General features: G+C 71.9%; 17 protein-coding genes and 1 pseudogene. 14 read left to right on the top strand and 4 right to left on the bottom strand.

What is annotated here, in order from left to right:
* Positions 1-333: pseudogene (locus PUR53_RS16000) on the bottom strand (hypothetical protein); the annotation flags it as partial.
* Positions 334-535: 202 nt separating this feature from the next.
* Between PUR53_RS16000 and argH the strand changes: the two are divergent.
* The 4 genes from argH (at position 536) to PUR53_RS16020 (ending at position 5,465) form a co-directional block, all read left to right on the top strand.
* On the top strand, positions 536-1,966 hold the full coding sequence (argH, locus tag PUR53_RS16005; RefSeq protein ID WP_329897939.1) for an argininosuccinate lyase: 1,431 nt from the start codon (positions 536-538) through the stop codon (positions 1,964-1,966).
* 313 nt (positions 1,967-2,279) lie between these two features.
* Positions 2,280-3,251, top strand: a complete 972-nt coding sequence (locus tag PUR53_RS16010; RefSeq protein WP_329901471.1) for an aldo/keto reductase — start codon at positions 2,280-2,282, stop codon at positions 3,249-3,251.
* A 109-nt stretch (positions 3,252-3,360) separates the two neighbouring features.
* Positions 3,361-3,945 carry a TetR/AcrR family transcriptional regulator gene (locus tag PUR53_RS16015; protein WP_329901470.1) on the top strand — a complete coding sequence of 195 codons (585 nt, stop codon included), beginning with the start codon at positions 3,361-3,363 and terminating at the stop codon, positions 3,943-3,945.
* Positions 3,942-5,465 carry an MFS transporter gene (locus PUR53_RS16020; protein ID WP_329908671.1) on the top strand — a complete coding sequence of 508 codons (1,524 nt, stop codon included), beginning with the start codon at positions 3,942-3,944 and terminating at the stop codon, positions 5,463-5,465. Before PUR53_RS16015 ends, PUR53_RS16020 begins: the two co-directional genes overlap by 4 nt.
* A 173-nt stretch (positions 5,466-5,638) precedes the next feature.
* On the opposite strand, the gene PUR53_RS16025 is transcribed toward PUR53_RS16020, so the two are convergent.
* A complete protein-coding gene (locus PUR53_RS16025) occupies positions 5,639-6,313 on the bottom strand; it encodes a lysophospholipid acyltransferase family protein (RefSeq protein ID WP_239752511.1) in 675 nt (224 codons plus the stop codon).
* Between the two features lie 330 nt (positions 6,314-6,643).
* On the opposite strand from PUR53_RS16025, the gene PUR53_RS16030 reads away from it, so the two are divergent.
* The 3 genes from PUR53_RS16030 (at position 6,644) to PUR53_RS16040 (ending at position 9,012) form a co-directional block, all read left to right on the top strand.
* Positions 6,644-7,855 (top strand): glycerophosphodiester phosphodiesterase, encoded by a 1,212-nt coding sequence (locus PUR53_RS16030; protein ID WP_329908672.1) that lies wholly within the window; start codon positions 6,644-6,646, stop codon positions 7,853-7,855.
* A 107-nt stretch (positions 7,856-7,962) separates the two neighbouring features.
* Positions 7,963-8,469 (top strand): RNA polymerase sigma factor, encoded by a 507-nt coding sequence (locus PUR53_RS16035; RefSeq protein WP_329908673.1) that lies wholly within the window; start codon positions 7,963-7,965, stop codon positions 8,467-8,469.
* A gap of 45 nt (positions 8,470-8,514) precedes the next feature.
* Entirely contained in the window at positions 8,515-9,012 is a 498-nt protein-coding gene (locus PUR53_RS16040; RefSeq protein ID WP_329901466.1) for a GNAT family N-acetyltransferase, read from the top strand.
* Positions 9,013-9,085: 73 nt separating this feature from the next.
* Here PUR53_RS16040 and PUR53_RS16045 read toward each other — a convergent pair whose 3' ends face one another.
* Entirely contained in the window at positions 9,086-9,523 is a 438-nt protein-coding gene (locus tag PUR53_RS16045; protein ID WP_329901465.1) for a hypothetical protein, read from the bottom strand.
* Between the two features lies 1 nt (position 9,524).
* Positions 9,525-9,884 carry a hypothetical protein gene (locus PUR53_RS16050; protein ID WP_239752506.1) on the bottom strand — a complete coding sequence of 120 codons (360 nt, stop codon included), beginning with the start codon at positions 9,882-9,884 and terminating at the stop codon, positions 9,525-9,527.
* A gap of 452 nt (positions 9,885-10,336) precedes the next feature.
* On the opposite strand from PUR53_RS16050, the gene PUR53_RS16055 reads away from it, so the two are divergent.
* The 7 genes from PUR53_RS16055 to cobA all read left to right on the top strand — a co-directional run bounded on the left by PUR53_RS16055 (position 10,337) and on the right by cobA (position 21,623).
* Positions 10,337-11,416: a methionine ABC transporter ATP-binding protein gene (locus PUR53_RS16055; protein ID WP_329908674.1), complete on the top strand. Its 1,080-nt coding sequence runs from the start codon at positions 10,337-10,339 to the stop codon at positions 11,414-11,416.
* Positions 11,413-12,150, top strand: coding sequence for a methionine ABC transporter permease (locus PUR53_RS16060; RefSeq protein WP_329908675.1), 738 nt, complete (start codon positions 11,413-11,415; stop codon positions 12,148-12,150). The genes PUR53_RS16055 and PUR53_RS16060 overlap by 4 nt, the downstream gene beginning before the upstream one ends.
* A 73-nt stretch (positions 12,151-12,223) precedes the next feature.
* Entirely contained in the window at positions 12,224-13,057 is an 834-nt protein-coding gene (locus PUR53_RS16065; RefSeq protein WP_329901462.1) for a MetQ/NlpA family ABC transporter substrate-binding protein, read from the top strand.
* 192 nt (positions 13,058-13,249) lie between these two features.
* On the top strand, positions 13,250-13,888 hold the full coding sequence (locus tag PUR53_RS16070; RefSeq protein ID WP_239752502.1) for a GNAT family N-acetyltransferase: 639 nt from the start codon (positions 13,250-13,252) through the stop codon (positions 13,886-13,888).
* Positions 13,889-14,012: 124 nt separating this feature from the next.
* Positions 14,013-15,224 carry a precorrin-6y C5,15-methyltransferase (decarboxylating) subunit CbiE gene (gene cbiE, locus PUR53_RS16075; protein WP_329908676.1) on the top strand — a complete coding sequence of 404 codons (1,212 nt, stop codon included), beginning with the start codon at positions 14,013-14,015 and terminating at the stop codon, positions 15,222-15,224.
* A 350-nt stretch (positions 15,225-15,574) separates the two neighbouring features.
* Complete coding sequence (gene cobT, locus PUR53_RS16080; RefSeq protein WP_329908677.1) at positions 15,575-20,131, top strand: nicotinate-nucleotide--dimethylbenzimidazole phosphoribosyltransferase; 4,557 nt, start codon at positions 15,575-15,577, stop codon at positions 20,129-20,131.
* 259 nt (positions 20,132-20,390) lie between these two features.
* Positions 20,391-21,623, top strand: a complete 1,233-nt coding sequence (gene cobA, locus PUR53_RS16085; protein ID WP_329908678.1) for a uroporphyrinogen-III C-methyltransferase — start codon at positions 20,391-20,393, stop codon at positions 21,621-21,623.
* The last annotated feature ends 40 nt before the right edge of the window (positions 21,624-21,663 follow it).

Genomic DNA, 21,663 nt, shown 5'->3' on the forward strand with positions numbered 1-21,663 from the left:
CAGCGGGCCGAGGATGGCGTTGTTGACGAAGTTGGCACCGCCCTGGCCGACGGTGTCGATCAGGCGCTGGTTGGCTTCCTGGATCTGCGTGTCCAGGAGCGCGAGGTTGCGGTCGACCTCGGCCTGCGCGGAGGCCGGGATCGCCGGGAGGCTGCCTTCGACGGCCGGGCAGGTGATGGTGCCGGGGGAGGCGTTGCCCGCGGCGTCCTCGTTGTTGGCACCCTCGCCGGCGAGGGCGGAACCCGCGATGACCGCTCCGGAGAGCACGACCGCGGCGGCGCCGCCGATGATCCCTACGCGACGCTTGTTGTACTTCGGAAGAGCCCTGGACATGCGGATGCCTCACTCGGGTCGGGTGTGGTCGGGTTTACGAACGCGGCGCCTGCGTCCGGTGTGAGTTACGTGAAAGCGGTTTCGTTTGTTCAAAGGTTTCTCGGCGTCTCTCAAACTTCTCTCAGATTGACGATTCATGCAGAGTTCTGCATACTCATGCATGGCAGTGAACGCAGTAAGCGGAGATCTAGGAGCAACGCGAGTGAGCAGCAACAGCGGTGACGTACGGCTCTGGGGCGCCCGTTTCGCCGACGGTCCCGCCGAGGCCCTGGCGAAGCTGTCCGCGTCCGTCCACTTCGACTGGCGGCTGGCCCCGTACGACATCGCGGGCTCCCGCGCCCACGCGCGCGTGCTGCACAAGGCGGGCCTGCTCACCGAGGACGAGCTGTCCCGGATGATCGCCGGCCTGGACCAGCTCGAGGCGGACGTGGCGTCGGGCGCGTTCGTCGGCACCGTCGCCGACGAGGACGTGCACACCGCCCTGGAACGCGGTCTGCTGGAGCGCCTCGGCCCGGACCTGGGCGGCAAGCTGCGCGCCGGCCGGTCCCGGAACGACCAGGTCGCGACCCTCTTCCGGATGTACCTGCGGGACCACGCCCGCACGATCGGCGGTCTGATCGCCGACCTCCAGGACGCGCTGATCGGCCTGGCGGAGGCCCACCCGGACGTGGCCATGCCCGGCCGCACCCACCTCCAGCACGCCCAGCCGGTCCTCTTCGCCCACCACGTCCTCGCCCACGTCCAGTCCCTCTCCCGGGACGCCGAGCGGCTGCGCCAGTGGGACGAGCGCACCGCCGTCTCCCCGTACGGCTCGGGCGCCCTGGCCGGTTCCTCCCTCGGCCTGGACCCTGAGGCGGTCGCCAAGGACCTCGGCTTCGAGCACGGCAGCTCGGCGAACTCCATCGACGGCACCGCGTCCCGTGACTTCGTGGCCGAGTTCGCCTTCGTCACCGCGATGATCGGTGTGAACCTCTCCCGCATCGCCGAGGAGGTCATCATCTGGAACACGAAGGAGTTCTCCTTCGTGACCCTCCACGACGCGTTCTCGACGGGCTCGTCGATCATGCCGCAGAAGAAGAACCCGGACATCGCGGAGTTGGCGCGGGGCAAGTCCGGTCGCCTGATCGGCAACCTCACGGGCCTGATGGCGACGTTGAAGGCCCTCCCGTTGGCCTACAACCGCGACCTCCAGGAGGACAAGGAGCCGGTCTTCGACTCGATCGACCAGCTGGAGGTCCTCCTCCCCGCGTTCACCGGCATGATGGCCACCCTCACCGTCCACCGCGAGCGCATGGAGGAACTGGCCCCGGCCGGCTTCTCCCTCGCCACCGACGTCGCCGAGTGGCTCGTCAAGCAGGGCGTCCCCTTCCGGGTCGCCCACGAGGTCGCCGGCGAGTGCGTCAAGGCCGCCGAGGCCGAGGACAAGGAACTGAACGACCTGACGGACGACCAGTTCGCCAAGATCTCCTCCCACCTCACCCCCGAGGTCCGCACCGTCCTGAACGTCCCGGGCGCCCTGGCCTCCCGCAACGGCCGAGGAGGCACGGCCCCGAGCGCGGTCGCGACCCAACTGGCGGACATCAAGCAAGACGTGACGGCCCAGCACGCCTGGGCAAACGCCAAGAAGAACTGACCCACCCGCTTCCTGGAAAAGCCGGGGCGCAGCCCCGCTTTTTCCAGGGGCGCGGGGAACTGCGCGAGAAGCCCCACCGGACGGACGCTTGGGGGTCGCAGGGGCGCAGCCCCTTGGTGGGGTCACCTCCCGCTCGAGCGAAGCCGAGAGTGGGGGAGGGACGGGTAGGGGCGGCGGGGGCGAGAATCCCCCCCCGGGAGCCCCGCCCCCCCGCCCCTCCCCCGCCACTCACCCCACCCCACAACACAACACAGGTCATCACGGGTTACGTTGGCTCAGGAACCGCAAGGAGCCGACCCGAACGGAGCTCGCGATGCCCTTCGCCCGACTGGCCGCAGCGACCACCCCCACCTGCCACATCGGCTTCGGTCTGGCCGCAGTCGCCCGCCCCGGCTACATCACCCTCGGCCGCGACGCCGACCTCGGAGAGACCCGCACCGTCGAAGCCCTCCGCACCCGCACCCACGAACTCCTCGACGCCGCCTACGCCCAGGGCGTCCGCTACTTCGACGCGGCCCGCTCCTACGGCCGCTCCGAGGAGTTCCTCGCCGACTGGCTCCGCACCCGCCCCGGCCTCGACGACGTGGTCATCGGCAGCAAGTGGGGCTACACCTACACCGCCGACTGGACCACCGACGCCGAGAAGCACGAGGTCAAGGACCACAGCCTCCCGACGTACGAGCGGCAGCGCGCCGAGACGGCCGAGCTGCTCGGCGACCGGCTCGACCTCTATCAGATCCACTCGGTGACCCCGGACAGTCCGGCCCTCACCGACAAGGAACTCCACGCCAGGCTGGCGGAGGCGGCCGCCCAGGGCGTCACCGTCGGCTTCTCCACGAGCGGCCCGGCCCAGGCGGACGCCATCCGCACCGCCCTCACCGTGACCGTCGACGGCGAACCCCTCTTCCGTACCGTCCAGTCGACGTACAACGCGCTGGAGACCTCCGCCGCCCCCGCACTCGCCGAGGCGCACGACGCCGGTCTCACCGTGATCGTCAAGGAGGGCATGGCCAACGGCCGGCTGGCCGGCCCGCACGCCCCGGACGCGCTCAGGGCCGTCGCCGAACGGACGGGCCTCGGCTGCGACGCGGTCGCCCTCGCGGTGGTCCTGCGCCAGCCGTGGGCCGGAGTCGTCCTCTCCGGCGCCGCCACCACCAGCCAGCTCGCCTCCAACCTGCACGCGGCGGTCGTCGACCTCGACGACGACGAGCTGACCCGCCTCGTGGACCTCGCCGAGGACCCGCGGACGTACTGGGAGAAGCGCGGCAGCCTGCCCTGGCACTGAGCGCACGGAGGGAACCCGCGACCAGCGGAAGGAGCCGCTGAACCCACAGCCATGAGACCCCCATGCCCTCGGTGAGACAGAGATGTCTCATGTGGGCTATGGTTGTCTCATGGCTGTCGATCGTGAACACGTGCTGCGCAGCGCAGCCGCCCTGCTGACCCGCAAGTCCACCGCGACCATGGACGAGGTCGCCAAGGCCGCCGGGATCAGCCGGGCCACGCTGCACCGCCACTTCGCCGGGCGCGACGCGCTCGTGCGGGCGCTGGAGGCGCTCGGCATCGAGGAGTGCGAGGCCGCGCTGGCCGCGGCCCGCCCGGCCGAGGGCCCGGCGCGCGACGCCGTACGCCGGCTGGTGCGCGAGATCGAGCCAGCCGCGGGCCTGCTCGCCTTCCTCTACACCGAGAACCAGCTGTTCGAGGGCGAGGGGCAGCACGAGGGCTGGGCCCGGATCGACGCCGCCATCGCGACCCTGTTCAAACGCGGCCAGGCGGCGGGCGAGTTCCGTATCGACCTCACCCCGGCCTGGCTCACCGAGGCGCTCTACGGCCTGCTGGCCTCCGGCGCCTGGGCGGTCTCGGAAGGCCGTGTGGCCCCCAACGACTTCACCTTCATGATCACCGAGCTGCTGCTCGGCGGCGCCCTGCGCCACCCCGAACCCCCCAGCCACCCCGAAGACCCGAGAGAGGAATCATGACCAGCACCCTGCGGCCGGCCCGCACCGTCGAGGCGGAGAAGAGGCCGGGCCGCTGGCTCGCGCTCGCCGTCCTGGTGCTCGCCGTGCTGCTGGTGGCCGTCGACGCGACCGTCCTCGGTCTCGCGACCCCCTACATCAGTGAGGACCTGGCGCCCTCGGGCACCCAGCTTCTGTGGATCGGCGACATCTACTCGTTCGTCATCGCGGGCCTGCTCGTCTCGGCCGGCAGCCTCGGCGACCGCATCGGCCGCAAGAAGCTGCTGCTGATCGGCGCCACGGCGTTCGGCGCGATATCCGTGCTCAACGCCTACGCGACGACGCCCGAGATGATGATCGTCGCGCGGGCGCTGCTCGGTGTCGCGGGCGCGACCCTGATGCCCGCCACCCTCGCCCTGATCCGCAACCTCTTCCACGACCCGCGCGAACGCAGCCTGGCCATCGGCGTCTGGGGCGCCACGGCCTCCGCCGGTACGGCCGTCGGGCCGGTCGTCGGCGGTTTCCTGCTCGAACACTTCTGGTGGGGCTCGGTCTTCCTCATCAACCTGCCCGTGATGGCCGTCCTGGTCCTCGTCGGCATCAAGCTGCTCCCCGAGTCCCGCCACCCGAACCCGGGCCCATGGGACATGCCCAGCGTCGGCCTGTCGCTGATCGGCATGATCGGTGTCGTGTACGCGGTGAAGGAGACCGCCACCCACGGCGTCGACGGCAACGCGCTCACCGCCGGCCTCCTCGGCGTCGCCGGGCTGTTCTTCTTCGTGCGCCGTCAGCTCACGCTGCCGCACCCGCTGCTGGACATGCGGCTGTTCCGCGACCGGGGCTTCTCCGGAGCCGTCCTCGCCGACCTGCTGACCATTCTCGGCCTTTCCGGTCTGGTCTTCTTCCTCTCCCAGTTCCTGCAACTGGTCCAGGACCGGGGCCCGTTGGAGGCGGGTCTCGCCGAGCTTCCGGCGGCGATCGGAGCGGTGGCCGCGGGCCTGGTGGCCGGAGCCGCGGCCCGCCGCTTCTCGGTCCGTTCCGTGGTGACGGGGGGTCTCGCGGCCATCGGCGTGGCCCTCGCCCTGCTCACCCTGGTCGACCGCTCCACCGGCTACCCGCTGATCGGCGTCGCCCTGCTGGTCGTCGGCATCGGCGTCGGCTTCTCCTTCACCGTCACCGCCGACGTCATCCTCTCCAGCGTCCCCAAGGAACAGGCGGGTTCGGCCTCGGCGGTCTCGGAAACGGCCTACGAGCTGGGCGCGGCCCTGGGCATCGCGGTCCTGGGCTCGATCGTGACGGGCGTCTACCGCGACTTCGCGGCGCCCGCGGGCACTCCGGAAGGGGCGTACGAGTCACTGGGCGGCGCGGTCGACGCGGCGGGGCGAATGCCGCCGGACACGGCCCAGGCCCTGCTGTCCTCCGCGAGGGAGGCCTTCGTAGACGGCCTCACCATAGCGGCGGGCGTGGGCGCGGTAGTCCTCCTGGCCACGGCGGTGGCGGCCTGGTTCATGCTGCGCGACCAGCACCTAAAAAGCGCCGCCTAGGGACAGCAAGGCCAGGGGCGCGGGGAACTGCGCGCCCAGCCCCCACCGACCTACACCCAACCCCGCTCAGGGCAGGGGGCCCAGGGGCGCGGGGAACTGCGCGACCAGCCCCCACCGACCCGTACCCGACAAACAACCGAACCCGGCACCCCCAGCGGAGCGGCGCCGCGGAGCTACGCCGCTTCCTTGGCCTTGGACGCGTACATGTCCACATACTCCTGCCCCGACAACCGCATGACCTCGGCCATCACGGAATCGGTCACCGCCCGCAGCACATACCGGTCCCGATCCATCCCCTCGTACCGGGAGAACTCCATCGCCTCACCGAACCGCACGGTGACCCGCCCCGGCCGGGGCACCCCCGCACCGCCCGGCTGGATCTTGTCCGTCCCGATCATCGCGAACGGCACGACCGGCGCCCCGGTCATCAGCGTCAGCCGGGCGATCCCGGTCCGCCCCCGGTACAGCCGGCCGTCGGGCGACCGCGTCCCCTCGGGGTAGATGCCGAACACCTTGCCCTCGTCCAGGATCCGCCGCCCGGTCATCAGGGCGGCGACCCCGCCCCGGCCGCCGTCGCGGTCGACGGGGATCATGCCGACCCCGGTGAAGAACCAGGCCATCAGACGGCCCTTGATCCCCTTGCCGGTGACGTACTCGTCCTTGCCGATGAAGAAGACCTGCCGGTCGCAGACCAGCGGCAGGACCATCGAGTCGATGAAGGTCAGATGGTTGCCGGCGAGGATCACCGGACCGTCCCCCGGAATGTGCTCCGCGCCTTCCACCCGAGGGCGGAACATCAGGCGCATGATCGGTCCGAGCACTGCCTTGATGAGCGCGAAGCGGGACAACGGGCCCTCCCATGTCAAGCGTTCCGGTACAAGTCTGTGCAGGTGAGGACGATACTCCCGCCCCATGGGGCGGCGCACGTCGGGTTCACCGAGTGGAAACCAACTGTTGACGCTGTTTTACCTGCGGTGACGCGCTGATGGCGGGTTGTCACGCGGCGCGTCATGTGACGGACATCGCGTCACCGAACCGACACTCCGTCAAATTCCGCCTCCCGTGCGACACAAGGCGTCTTCCGCGTGTTCGGTCCCAGGTCTCCCAACGGTCACCTCGGGACACCTACGATCGTCCCGCTTTGACAGGTGCAGGGCATCACGGTGGAGGAGCCGGTCATGGGGACGCAGGAGTCGCGGCAGTCGCAGGACCCGAAGGACGCGAACGAACAGGGCCGCGGAACGGGCCGACGGGCGCTGCTCGGTGCCGCGGTGCTCGGCGCGGGCGGAGCGGTCCTCGGACTGCCGGCCGCGGCGAGAGCAGACGAGGCGACGACGGACGCCAGGGCGGTCGGCCACTCGGGCGGCGGCTACCGGAGCCTGCCGGTGCCGACGATCATCGCGCACCGAGGCGCCAGCGGTTACCGCCCGGAGCACACACTCGGCTCGTACCAGCTCGCCCTCGACATGGGCGCGCACGTCATCGAGCAGGACCTCGTGCCCACCAAGGACGGTCACCTCGTATGCCGTCACGAGAACGACATCACCGGCACGACCGACGTCGCGGCCCACCCCGAGTTCGCCGGCCGGAAGACCACCAACGTCGTCGACGGCGTCACCTACACCGGCTGGTTCACCGAGGACTTCACCCTCGCCGAGCTGAAGACGCTGCGCGCCAAGGAGCGCATCCCGGGCAACCGTCAGGAGAACACCCTCTACGACGGCCGCTGGGAGATCCCCTCCTTCGAGGAGGTGCTGCGCTGGGCCGACAAGGAGGGCAGGAAGCGGGGCAGGCGCATCTGGCTGCACGTCGAGACCAAGCACCCCACCTACTTCCGCAAGCTGGGCCTGGGCCTCGAGGAGCCGCTCGCCAAGCTGCTGCGCAAGTACGACCGGCACAAGAAGAACTCGCCGGTCTTCCTGCAGTCCTTCGAGCCCAGCAGCATCCAGCGCCTGAACCGTCTGGTGGACAGCCCGCTCGTCGTCCTGCTGTCCGGCGCCGCCACCCGCCCCTGGGACTTCGTCGAGGCCGGCGATTCGCGCACCGTCGCCGACCTGGTCAAGCCGGCCGGACTCGCCTGGATCGCCTCGTACGCCAACGGCATCGGCCCCACGCTGGACCTGATCATCCCGCGCGACTCGGGCGGCAACCTCACCACGCCGACCACCCTCGTCGCCGACGCGCACGCCAAGGGCCTGATCCTGCACCCCTACACCATGCGCAACGAGAACAGCTTCCTGCCCGCGAACTTCCGCAAGGGCACGGACGCCAACGCCTACGGCGACGCCTTCGGCGCGTTCAAGGTGTACTTCGACACCGGCATCGACGGCATCTTCACCGACAACCCGGACACCGGTCTGCTGGCCCACGCGGACTTCGTCGGCCACTGACGAACGACACGTGGGTTCGAACGTCAACGGTTGAGCCCCGAGCCCCGATTGGGGTGACTCCGCTCCGCCCCGGCAACCCCTGCCGGGGCGGCGGCGTCCCGGGGCATATGACACACGACATGCTCGTCGGCCTCCGCCCCCTGCTGGTCGCGGAGGTCTCGGCGGAGGCGTACGCGGCCGGGGCCGAGGCGGGGGACCTGGAACAGGCGGTCTGGCTGCGCCTTTTGGAACGGCTCGACACCGACGGCCCACCCGAGGACCCCGAGAGCTGGCTGCGCAGCGCCGTCCGCTTCGAGGCCCGCCTCAGCCGCCGCAAGGCCCGCCTCGAACAGCCCTACGCCGCCGAGCCCGCCGACGACCGCGCACCCGGCCCCGAGCAGCAGGCCCTCACGGCCGCCCGCCGCCGCGCGCTGTACGCGGCCGTGCGCCGACTGCCCGGCCGCTGCCCCCGGCTGCTCGCCGCCCTGTTGTCCCCGCAGGACCTCACCTACCGTGAGATCGCGGGTGAGTTGGGTATCTCACAGGGCAGCCTCGGTCCGGAACGTTCCCGATGTCTGGGATGTCTTCGCCGATTGCTGACGGCGGAGGTTGCGGCGCGCGAACCACGGGGATAGGAGTGAGGGACATCGGGTGAGCAGGTGAGCGGGAGGCGTGCACACATGGGCATGAGCGTGACCATCTCGGTGGCGACCGAGCAGGACGCCGAGCAGATCTTCAAGCTGCAGTACCTGTGCTTCCAGAGCGAGGCGGCACTGTACGGCAACTACCGCATCGATCCGCTCGTCCAGAGCCTCGACTCCGTCCGCGCGGAGGTCTCCTCGGACTGCGTGTTCGTGGCCAGGCTGGGGGACGAGGTGGTCGGTTCCGTGCGCGGCGCCCTCGACGCCGACGGCACCGCCGCCATCGGAAAACTCTGCGTCCACCCGCGTCTCCAGGGGCACGGCATCGGCGCCAGGCTCCTGCGCGCCGCCGAGTCGGCACTCGCCGCGGAGCACGGCGCCACCAGGTTCCGCCTCAGCACGGGCCACCGCAGCGAGGGCAACCTCCGGTTGTACCGCCGCGTCGGGTACGAGACGGTCGGCACGAGTCAGGGCCAGGACGGCGTACCCATGGTGGTGCTGGAGAAGCCGGCGGAGGCGTACGCGACGACCGCGTGACAGGGGGCGCCCCGAAAGGGGCGCGAGGAACTGCGTGACCGGCCACGGCGAACCGGCAGCCGCCTGACCGTCCTCAGGCGGCCTCCCCCTGCCGCGCGCCTTTCCTCAGCCAGTACATCGCGGTGATCGGTAGCAGCACGGGGATGAACAGGTACCCCATGCCGAAGTCGGACCACACGGTCGCGTCCGGGAAGGCGGACGGTTCGACCAGCGTCCAGGTGCCCACGACCAGCACACCCAACAGCTCGGCCGCGCAGCACAGCAGGGCCGCCTGCCGGGCGAACTCCCCGCCCCGCACCAGCGAGTACGTGATGAACCCGTACACGACACCGGCGAGCGCGGACAGCGAGTACGCGAGCGGCGCGTGCTCGAACTCCGTCGAGATCTGCACGGCGGACCGCGAGACGGCCCCGACGACCATCACGCCGTACAGCCACACCAGCAGCATCCCCGGCCCGCTGATGAGTCGCGTCCGCTTCCCGTCCCGAGGCCGGTCGTCCGTGGCGGTCATCTCAGCCTCCCCAGATGTCGTAGAGCCGCACCTGCAGCACGGCGAGGACCACACCGCCGGCCGCGACGGTCACACTGCCCCATCGGGTGCGCTCGGCCAGTGACATGAACCCGGTCACCGGGACGCAGGCGAACGCCCCGAGGAGGTAGGAGACGAAGATCGTGGTCCCCTGCTCCGCCTTCTCCCCGCGGGCCAGCTGCACGATCCCGACGACCAGCTGGACGAGGGCCAGCACCGACACCACGGCCATGCCGATGAAGTGCCAGTCCTTGGTCGGCTGATCGCGATACGCGGCCCAGCCGCACCACGCGGCGAGCAGAAGCGCGGCGACGGCGGTCGTCACCGTCAGGGCAACAAGCATGCCGTGACCCTATTACGGCGTAATTCCCTGCCGCTCCCGACCCCGGGCCGGGGAACCCTCGGGCCCGGAATCGTGGCCTTGGCCACAGCGCTGGATGCCCACAGGGTGGACGGCACCCTGCTGTACCTGCGGATATGTGTCTCAAGCGCGTCCGCCATACGGACAGCCCTCTCTCGCCTGCTGCATACATCTGATTTACTGATCTCATGACCACGACGAGCTGCCGCACCCTTGCGACCGAGGCGACGATGACGCCCGGTGCTCGTTGTATGTGTCGAATGTGCGCCTTCTAGAAGGCCCCGCACGCCGCCGCGCGTGACGGACCGAGCCTCCCCGCGCACAAGTTCTCCTCCGGTTCCCTCGCCACCGCGAGAACCGTGTCGCGTCCCTGACCGCTTGCACCCGTGTCCGGGCACACCCACGCCCGCGCACTCGACAGTGACGGAAATCCAGTGATCACCACATCGGGCCTGACGAAGGTCTACCGAGGTCGCGGCCGCGAGGTCACCGCCCTCGACGGCGTCGATCTGCATGTACGCGAGGGCGAGGTGTACGGCGTGATCGGCCAGTCCGGCGCCGGCAAGTCCTCGCTCATCCGCTGCGTGAACCTGCTCGAACGCCCCACCTCCGGAACCGTGACCGTGGCGGGCCAGGACCTCACCGCCCTGGCCGGCCGCGGGCCCCGCGCCGGCCGGCAGCTCCGGCAGGCGCGCAGCCGGATCGGCATGGTCTTCCAGCACTTCAACCTGCTCTCCTCCCGCACCGTCCAGGACAATGTCGAGCTGCCGCTCGAAATCCTCGGCAGGTCCGGCCAGGAGCGCTCCCGCAAGGCCCTGGAACTGCTCGACCTCGTGGGCCTCGCCGACAAGGCCAAGGCCTACCCGGCCCAGCTCTCCGGCGGCCAGAAGCAGCGCGTCGGCATCGCCCGCGCACTCGCCGGCGACCCGAAGGTGCTCCTCTCCGACGAGGCCACCAGCGCCCTCGACCCGGAGACCACCCGCTCGATCCTGACGCTGCTGCGCGACCTGAACCGGCAGCTGGGCCTGACCGTCCTGCTCATCACGCACGAGATGGACGTCGTGAAGAGCGTCTGCGACTCCGCCGCCCTCATGGAGAAGGGGCGCCTCGTCGAGTCCGGCACGGTCAGCGAACTGCTCGCCACCCCGGGCTCCGAACTGGCCGCCGCGCTCTTCCCGGTGGGCGGTGAGGCCACCGGCGACGACCGCACCGTCCTCGACGTCACCTTCCAGGGCGAGGCCGCCACGCAGCCGGTCATCTCCCAGCTGTCCCGCACGTACAACATCGACATCTCGATCCTCGGCGCGGCGATCGACACCGTCGGCGGCCTCCAGGTCGGCCGGATGCGCATCGAACTGCCCGGCCGCTACGAGGACAACGTGGTCCCCGTCGGCTTCCTGCGCGAACAGGGCCTCCAGATCGACGTGGTCGGCCGGGACGCCGGGACGTCCGCGCCGACGTCCACACCGGCGTCCACGCCGTCGTCCACTCCGGTGAAGGAAGGTGCCAAGTGACCTGGTCGGAGATGCGGCCCCTGCTGGAGCAGGCGTGTTGGGACACCCTCTACATGGTCGGCTGGTCCACCCTCATCGCCGTCGTCGGCGGCCTCCCGCTCGGCCTCCTGCTCGTCCTCACGGACCGGGGCGGCCTGCTGCAGAACGTCCTCGCCAACAGGGTCGTCGGGCAGATCGTGAACATCGCCCGCTCGATGCCCTTCATCATCCTGATGGTCGCGCTGATGGGCTTCACCCGCTGGGTCACCGGCTCGACCATCGGCCGTGAGGCCGCCATCGTGCCGCTCGCGATCGGCGCCATCCCGTTCTTCGCGCGCCTCGTCGAGACGGCCGTCCGCGAAGTGGACCACGGGCTGGTCGAGGCCGTGCAGGCCATGGGCGGCAACACCTGGACCGTCGTCCGCAGCGTCCTCGTCCCCGAGTCCCTGCCCTCGCTGATCTCCTCCGCCACGACCACCGTCGTCGCCCTCATCGGCTACTCGGCCATGGCCGGCACCGTGGGAGCGGGCGGCCTCGGCGACATCGCCATCCGCTACGGCTACCAGCGCTTCGAGACCGAACTGATGTGGATCACCGTGGCGGTCCTCGCCGTCGTCATCTCCGCCATCCAGTTCGCCGGCGACTACGCGGCCCGCGCCCTGCACCGACGCGGCGGCCGCTCCGGTCCCGCACCGGCGCTCCGGCTGTTGAGGGCCAAGGCCGAGTCCACCGCGCCCGAGGCCACCAAGGCCTGACCGCTCTCGGCCACCCAGATTTCCCGTCCCACCCAAGACGGGACCGCTCCACCCAAAAGGAAAGGCACTTTTCGTGCGTAACACCGCCAAGCTCACCACCGCCGTCCTCGCCGCCGGAGCCCTCACCCTCGGGCTCACCGCCTGCGGCGCGGACAAGACCGACAGCGCGTCCGACACGAGCGGCCCGCTGGTCGTCGCCGCCAGCCCCACCCCGCACGCCGAGATCCTCAACTACGTCAAGGACAACCTGGCGAAGGACGCGGGCCTCGACCTGGAGGTCAAGGAGTTCACCGACTACGTCCTGCCGAACACGGCGACCGAGGACGGCTCCGTGGACGCCAACTACTTCCAGAACCAGCCGTACCTCGACGACTTCAACAAGAAGCAGGGCACCCACATCGTGCCCGTCGTCACCGTGCACCTGGAGCCGCTCGGCCTCTACTCGAACAAGGTCAAGAGCAAGGACGACCTAAAGAGCGGCGCGACCGTCGCCGTCCCGAACGACACGGTCAACGAGGCACGCGCCCTCAAGCTCCTGGACTCCGCCGGGATCATCACGCTCAAGGACGGCGTCGGCACCGACGCGACCCCTGCCGACATCACCGAGAACCCGAAGAAGCTCAAGTTCAAGGAGCTGGAGGCGGCCCAGACCCCGCGCTCCCTGGACGACGTCGACGCCGCGGTGATCAACGGCAACTACGCGCTGGAGGCCGACCTGTCGCCCGCCGACGACGCCCTCGCCGTCGAGCCCGCCAAGGACAACCCGAACGGCAACTTCCTCGCCGTCAAGGAGGGCAACGAGGACGACCCGCGCGTCAAGAAGCTCGCCAAGCTCCTCACCTCGGACGAGGTCAGGAAGTTCATCGAGGACAAGTGGAGCAATGGCTCCGTCATCCCGTCCTTCTGACCGCCTTCCGATCCGTCTGCTGACCGCCTTCCGATCCGTACATATTCCGACCGTACGTATACGGCGTATCGCCACGCATGGGGTCCGCTTCCTCACAGGGAGTGGACCCCTGTGGTGCGATTCAGTGCTTTCATGCTGCATGCTGGGCAGTTCAGCAGGCCCTCAAAGTTTTCGAAGGTTACGGAGCGGCGCATGACGAGCACCTTTCCCGACATCTCCATCAGCACGGATCGGTTGGTTCTGCGCCCGTTCGACGAGGACGACATCCAGGCGTTCACCGAGATGATGAACGACGAACAGGTGATGGCGTGGACCGACGTCCCGCAACCGTTCACCGAACGTGAGGCGCGTACCTGGATCACCGAGTACGCGCCCACCGAACGCACCTCCGGACGCGGCCTCGACCTCGCGGTCACCGAGTTCCTCACCCAGCGACTGGTCGGCGTCATCCAACTGACCAGGACCGACTGGCACGTGAGAGCCACGGAACTGTCGTACGTCGTCGCCCCCTGGGCGCGGGGCGAGGGCTACGCCTCCGAAGCGGCCCTCGCGACCGCCCAATGGCTGTTCCGCGAGCAGAAGTTCGAACGTATCGAGCTGCGCACCGCCGCCGACAACACCGCCTCCCAGCAGGTCGCGCAGAAGATCGGCTGTATCAGCGAGGGCGTACTGCGCAACGCCTGCATAGCGAGGGCCCGCACCGCCGAGGACGGCTGGACCGAGATCCGCACGGACTTCATCGTCTGGAGCCTGCTCCCCGAGGACATCGAGGGGGTCAGCGAGGAACTGGCCGACAGCGGTGGTTTCGGCTCCTACTCGGACTGGAACTGAACAACCCACGGGCACGCGGAGGCCGCCGCCCGGCCGCCGGGTCCCACCCCGTCACCAGGTACTCTCACGGGACCCCGAGCGGGCGATCCGACGACCTGCGAAGACCCTCTGGAGACTGACGACGATGGCCGACCGGGTCACGGTGATCGGCTGGGACGGCTCCCCCCTGACCGCCGCGGCGCGCTCCGCCCTCGCCGCCGCCACCCTGGTGGCCGGCGCGGCCCACCACCTCGCCCTGCCCGAGGTGCCCCCGGCCGCCGAACGCATCCGCCTCGGCAGTGTCGCCCTCGCCGCCCGCCGCATCGCAGGCCACCGGGGCACCGCCGTCGTCCTCGCCGACGGCGACCCGGGCTTCTTCGGCGTCGTCCGCACCCTCCGGGCCCCCGAGTTCGGCCTGGAGGTCGAGGTCGTCCCCGGTGTCTCCTCCGTGGCCGCCGCCTTCGCCCGCGCGGGCATGCCCTGGGACGACGCCCAGGTGGTCGTCGCCCACCGCCGTACGCTGCGCCGCGCGGTCAACGTGTGCCGCGCCCACGCCAAGGTCGCCGTCCTCACCTCACCGGGCGCCGGCCCCGCCGAACTCGGCCTCCTCCTCGAAGGAGTTCACCGCACCTTCGTGGTCTGCGAGGAACTCGGCACGGAACGCGAGAGGGTCACCGTCCTCAGCTCCGACAAGGCCGTCGACCGCACCTGGCGCGACCCCAACCTCGTCATCGCCATCGGCGGGCCCGCCACCGCCGCCGAGGGCGGCGGCTGGCTCGCAGGCCGCGACCCGGGCACCGGCCCGCGCGGCTGGGCGCTGCCCTCCGGTGTCTACGGCGCCGTCATGGGCGAGGGCGAGGCCGAACTGCTGCGCTCCTCCCAACTGGCCCGCCTCGGGCCCCGGGTGGGCGACCTGGTGTGGGACATCGGCTCGGGCAGCGGTGCCTTCGCCACGGAGGCGGCACGCTCCGGCGCCGCCGTCATAGCCGTCGACCGCGACCCCGAGGCGTGCGGCCGTACGACCCTCGCCGCCCGCCGCTTCGGCGTCCAGCTCCACGTGGTCCACGGCGCCGCCCCGCACGTCCTGGAGAACCTCCCCGAACCCGATGTCGTCCGCATCGGCGGCGGGGGAGCGGCGGTGGTCTCCGCCGTCGCCGACCGCCGCCCGCAGCGCATCGTCACGCACGCGATCACCCGCCCCGCCGCCGAGCGCATAGGACGCGACCTGACCGAGCACGGGTACGAGGTCCGCTGCGAGTTCGTCCAGTCCGTCGAACTCGATACAAGGGCTTGGACGGAGAGGGAGCGGAGTGTCGCGTTCCTGCTCAGCGGGACCCTGCCCGATCGTTCCCTGTGATCCGGTTGTCGTACCGGCGCGGTAGGCTGGCCGACCGTCGTACCGCACTTCGACACCCGGCACTTCGTCGGTCAATGTCCTAAAAACGCGCCCGTTTTGAGAGCGTGTGTGGTACGGCGGAACGGGGAGGACGCGCAACGTGGCGCAGTCCACAGCGGACCGTCGCGGATCAAGCTGTCGCGACGGGGGGACGACCGCGACAATGGCCCTTCAATGGCTTTGTCGACATGCAGGCGGGTCGTCACGTGCCGCTGGGCACGCACGCTCGTTCTCCACAGCAGTGGGGCGGTAGGTGCGCCGTTCCCGGGCCAGCTGGCATGGAGGCACTAACCGATGGGCGAGGGGTACGCATGACCGACACCGGCCAGGTCCCGGGCGAGGGACAGCCGGAGAGCGCAGGCATGGTGGAGCAGCCGGGCGTCCCTGCGCCGGGTGCGTACACCTACCTCTCCGAGACCGCCGCCGAGGACGAGGACCTTCTGCTGCCGGGCGCCCAGGGCGCGTGGGGCAACGAGATGCCGCCGCCCGCCCCCGAGCCCGTCGTCCAGGTCGTCCACGAGCCCGTCGTCCACGAGCCGGGCCCGCACGAGATGTCCGGCCGCGACAGCGGCTCGCACGACCTCAGCGCCGTCCGCACCCCCGTCGCGACGCCCGTCCCGCAGCCGCCGGTGGCCCGCCGCCCGCTGCACCTCGGCCCGCCGACGCCCGACGCCTCCGCCAGCCCGGTCCGCTCCCTCGCCGACCGGGGCCCGGCCGGCGCCCCCGTACCGCCCGGTGCCGCACGCCACCCCGGTCCGTCCACCACCGGTCCGGAGTACCTCGACGTACCTCCGCAGCCCGTGTCCCAGTGGGTCGGAGCCCCGGCCCAGGCCGCTCCCGCGCCGGGAGTCGACGCAGGGGGAGCGGCTGCAGAAACGGTCGCTCCGCAGGAGGCCCACCTCGCCGTGGCCGTGGCCGAGGCATCCCTGGCGGCGCAGGCTCCGCAGACCGCGGAGGCCCCGGAGGAGATCCAGGACCTCGAGGCCCTCCACCAGGCGCAGGACGCCGCCTACGCCCTGGCCCAGGAGGCCGCGGTCGCGCAGTTCCGCGCCCCGGACGCGGTCGGGACCCCGGTCGCGGCGCATTTCCAGGCCCCGGAGGTCGCGGATGCGCCCGGTGCCGTGGAGGAGCAGCTCCCGGAGGCGGCCGAAGCGCCCGCCGCCGAGGTCGAGGCCGCGACCGCCGAGGTCCCGCAGACAGCCCAGACGCCGGCCGCTGTCGAGGCCGAGGCCCCGCAGCCCGTCGAGGCCCCGCAGCCGACCGAGGCGCCGGTTGCCGTCGAGGCCGCTCAGGTCCAGGCGGCCGCCGAAGCGCCGGTCACCGATCAGCTCCCGGCCCCCGAGTCCGCCGTCCCGGCCCCCGAGTCCGCCGCTACGGAGCCCACGGCACCGGAGACGGCCGGGACCGGGGCCGTTGCCGCCGAGGAGGCCGCCCAGGCTCCGGACGCCGGGGTACCGCAGCCAGCGCCGGCCGCCGCGGCTGCCGTGGACCAGCCCGCCGAGGCCCAGGACCCCACCCAGGCATCCCCGGCCCCTGAAGCGGCAGCGGCGCCCGCCGAGGCCGCGCAGGCACCGGACACGACGCCCTTCCCCCCGGCAGCCCAGGACCCCGAGCCGATCGCGGCTCAGTCCACCACCGAGGCGCAGGACGTCCCCCAGGTCGGGCAGGAGGCGGGGACCGCCACCCCACTCGACGCCGCCGCACCCGTCCAGCCCGCCGAGGTTGCCGAGGTTGCCGTACCGGCGCAGCCCGACGCCCTGACCGGGGCCGCCTCCGCGCAGGCCGACCTGGTGCCGCCCACTGCCGCAGAGGGCGCCGAGCAGGCCCCCGCCGTTGCCGAGCAGCAGACGCCGTCCACCGTGGCCGATGAGCAGGCCTCCGCCGACGTACCGGACCCGCAGACCGCGACCGCCGCGCCGAACGAGGAGACCGCCACCGCGTCCCCGACCGAGCAGACCGTCGAGGTCCCACCGGCACCCGCCCCGGACACCGTGCCCGCGCAGGGCCCCCAGCCGTCGGAAACCCCGGCCGCCGAGGAGCCCCAGCGGGCGGAAGCGGAGGCGGCCGAGGCTCCGACCGCGGAGGCCCTCGCGGCGGAGACCGCTCAGCCCATGCCCGAGGCCCTTGCCGAGGGCGTCCAGCCGACGGAGACCGACCAGCCGGGGCAACACCCCACGGTCCAGGACCCGCAGGCCTCCGAGCCGGACGCACCTGTCGCGGACACGGTGACCCAGGCGCACGGCCAGGACGAGACCCCTCAGGACCCCGCTCAGGAGCAGGACCAGGTCGCGGCGGCACAGGCCACCGGGACCCCCTCGCAGCCGGAGCCCTCCCAGCCCCTCACCCCCGACGCCATCGTCGAGCCCGGGGCCACGGATGCTGGCGCGGCAGCCCAGCCGACCGACGGAGCGAACGCCCAAGAGCCCGCCCCCGCCGACGAGTTGACGGGCGAGTCCCCGACTCCCGCCGGCCAGGCCGCCCCCACGGCCGACCCGGCCCCTGTGGACGCGGCCCCCGTGGACCCCTCGGCAGCCGAGCCCCTCGCCGCAGACGCCCCGGCGGCCCCGGCCGCCCAGGTCGACGCCCCACAGGGCGCCGTCATCCAGACCCCGGCCGAGCCCGACGCCGACGCCCAGCCCCTCGCGGTGACCTCCCAGGAGCCCGCGCCCGCCCCCGAGGGTGACGCCGAGCAGCCGGCGAGCCGGCCCGTGCCCACCGACGGCCCCATGCCGACCGCCGCACAGTCGGCCCCGACCCCGCCCCAGGGGATGGTGGTTTCGGCGCTCCCCGTGGACGGGTCGACGCCCGCCCCCGCCGAGTTCCCGGCGGCCGAGGGGCAGACGGACGCGGCCGAAGGCCTGACGGAGGCGGAGGGCGAGCACGTGATCATGGTTCCCGCCCCTCGTGACTCCGAGGCCGAGACGATCGTCGTACCGCAGCCGCTCGCGGCGGCGGCCGACGCCCACCCGGACGTCGTCCAGAACGCCGAGGACCTCGACACCAGGGCCGCCGACCAGGAGGACGGCGAGACGGCGGTGCCGGAAACAGAAGCAGTGGAATCAGCAGCCGAAGAGAGCACGGCCCCGGTGGACGAAGCACCCGAAGACGTGAGGGACGACGTACGGAGGCCCGCGGGCCCGGCCGCGCCCCCCTACGACGACGCCGAGCGCGAGGCCGTCCTGAAGGTCATGCGCGAGCGCCGCGACATCCGCAACGGCTTCCGCGACGACCCGATCCCGCACGACGTGCTGCTGCGCGTCCTGGAGGCCGCCCACACGGCACCCTCCGTCGGCCACTCGCAGCCCTGGGACTTCGTGGTCATCCGCTCGGCCGAGACGCGCCGCACGATGCACGAACTGGCCCAGCGCCAGCGCGAGGCGTACGCGAAGTCGCTGCCGAAGGGCCGGGCGAAGCAGTTCAAGGAACTGAAGATCGAGGCCATCCTCGACACCCCGGTGAACATCGTCGTCACCGCCGACCCGACCCGCGGCGGCCGCCACACCCTGGGCCGCCACACCCAGCCCCAGATGGCCCCCTACTCCTCCGCCCTCGCGGTCGAGAACCTCTGGCTCGCCGCACGCGCCGAGGGCCTCGGCGTCGGCTGGGTCAGCTTCTTCGACGAGCGCGAGATGGTCCGCACCCTCGGCCTGCCCGAACACCTGGAGGTCGTGGCGTACCTGTGCGTGGGATACGTCGACGAGTTCCCGGAGGAGCCCGAGCTGATGCAGGCGGGCTGGGCCAAGCGCCGCCCGCTGTCCTGGGTCGTCCACGAGGAGACGTACGGCCGCCGCGCCCTGCCCGGCGCCGAGCCGCACGACCTGCTCGCCGAGACGGTCGCCGGGATCCGCCCGCTGGACGCCAAGGCGCTCGGCGAGGCGTGGGAGCGGCAGAAGCGCATGACCAAGCCGGCCGGCGCGCTCGGCATGCTGGAGATCATCTCCGCCCAGCTGTCCGGGCTGTCCCGCCAGTGCCCGCCGCCGATCCCGGAACCTGCGGCCGTCGCGATCTTCGCCGGTGACCACGGTGTCCACGCCCAGGGCGTCACCCCCTGGCCGCAGGAGGTGACGGCCCAGATGGTCGCCAACTTCCTCGGCGGGGGAGCGGTCTGCAACGCCTTCGCCGCCCAGGTGGGCGCCGAGGTCTGCGTCGTCGACGTGGGCGTGGCGAGCGACCTCCCGGCCACCCCCGGGCTGCTGCCGCGCAAGGTCCGCGCCGGTACGTCCGACATGACCACCGGCCCCGCGATGACCCGCGAGGAGGCCAAGCAGGCCATCGAGGTGGGTATCGAGACCGCCCGCGACCTGGTGGCGGCCGGTAACAAGGCCCTGCTCACGGGCGAGATGGGCATCGCCAACACCACGGCCTCGGCCGCCCTGATCGCCGTCTTCACCGGCGCGGACCCCGCCGAGGTCACCGGCCGGGGCACCGGCATCAACGACGAGACCCTTGCCCGCAAGACCGAGGTCGTCCGCCGGGCCATCGAACTCCACCAGCCGGACCCCGCCGACCCCATCGGCGTCCTGGCGGCCATCGGCGGCTTCGAACACGCCGCCATCGTCGGCCTCCTCCTCGGCGGGGCCTCCCTCCGTACGCCGGTGATCCTCGACGGCGTCAGCGCCGGCGCCGCAGCCCTGGTGGCCCGCGCCATCGCCCCCGAGGTCCTCGCCGCGTGCATCGCGGGCCACCGCAGCGCCGAACCGGGCCACGTCGCCGCCCTCCAGAAGCTGGGCCTGCGCCCGCTGGTCGACCTCGACCTCCGCCTCGGCGAGGGCACCGGCGCCCTCCTCGCCCTCCCGGTCGTCCAGAGCGCGGCCAGAGCGATGCACGAGGTGGCGACGTTCGACTCGGCGGGGGTAACCGAGAAGTAGGAGAAGCAAGCAGGGGGAGGGGACACCGGGTTCTTCTCCGCCCCGGCTCAGGCTGTGCCCACCCGCCCCCCGGCCCACCCGCCCGCACGTTCGGGGGCCCGGGGGGAGCGCCCCGGTTTCGGGAAGGGGTGGGGCTGGGGAAAGGAACCGCACCCACCTCAGCCACCCACCGGACCCGCAGCCTAAAATTCCACGTCAGGGCCGCTCCAAAGCCGCAGCGCCCCCACCGCACCGCCGCCGCAAGAGGAGCCGCACCCTCATGGCCGAACACCCCGCCTACCCCGTAGGCCTCCGCCTCGCCGGCCGCCGAGTGGTCGTCATCGGCGGCGGCCAGGTCGCCCAACGCCGCCTCCCCGCCCTCATCGCGGCCGGCGCCGACATCGTCCTCGTCTCCCCGTCGGCGACCCCGTCCGTGGAGGCGATGGTGGACGCGGGCGAGCTGACCTGGGAGAAGCGCCGCTACGCGGAGGGCGACCTGGCCGAGGCCTGGTACGTCCTGATCGCCACCGGCGACCCGGAGGCGAACGCCCGCGCGTCCGCCGAGGCGGAGCGCCACCGCATCTGGTGCGTGCGCTCCGACAGCGCCGAGGAGGCCACCGCCTGGACCCCGGCGACCGGCCACAGCGAGGGCGTCACGGTCGCCGTCCTCACCGCCCGCGCCGAGGGCCGCGACCCCCGCCACACCGCCGCCATCCGCGACGCGGTCGTCGAGGGCCTGCGCGACGGCACCCTCGTCGCCCCCCACCACCGCACCCGCACCCCCGGCGTCTCCCTGGTCGGCGGTGGCCCCGGTGACCCGGACCTCATCACCGTGCGGGGCCGTCGACTCCTCGCCGAGGCCGACGTCGTCATCGCCGACCGCCTCGGCCCCCGCGACCTCCTCGCCGAACTCCCGCCGCACGTCGAGGTGATCGACGCCGCGAAGATCCCGTACGGCCGTTTCATGGCGCAGGAGGCCATCAACAACGCGCTGATCGAGCACGCCAAGCAGGGCAAGTCGGTCGTCCGCCTCAAGGGCGGTGACCCGTACGTCTTCGGTCGCGGCATGGAGGAGCTCCAGGCCCTCGCCGAGGCCGGCATCCCCTGCACGGTCGTCCCCGGCATCTCCAGCTCGATCTCCGTGCCGAGCGCGGCCGGTATCCCGGTCACCCACCGGGGCGTCGCCCACGAGTTCACCGTGGTCAGCGGCCATGTGGCCCCCGACGACGAGCGCTCCCTGGTGGACTGGCCCGCCCTCGCCCGCCTCACCGGCACCCTCGTGATCCTCATGGGCGTCGACAAGATCGGCCGGATCGCCGAGACCCTGGTGGCGAACGGCAAGTCCCCGGACACCCCGGTCGCCCTGATCCAGGAGGGCACCACGGCCGCCCAGCGCCGGGTCGACGCGACGCTCGCCACGGTCGCCGAGACCGTGCGGACGCGGGAGGTCAAGCCGCCGGCGGTCATCGTCATCGGCGAGGTCGTGAAGGTGGGGCCCGGGACGGACGCGTGACTCCCGGGGGACGCCCCCCGGACCGTAGCGGAGCGGAACC

Source organism: Streptomyces sp. SP18BB07, assembly GCF_036322545.1.
In the GTDB taxonomy this organism is placed as follows: domain Bacteria; phylum Actinomycetota; class Actinomycetes; order Streptomycetales; family Streptomycetaceae; genus Streptomyces; species Streptomyces deccanensis.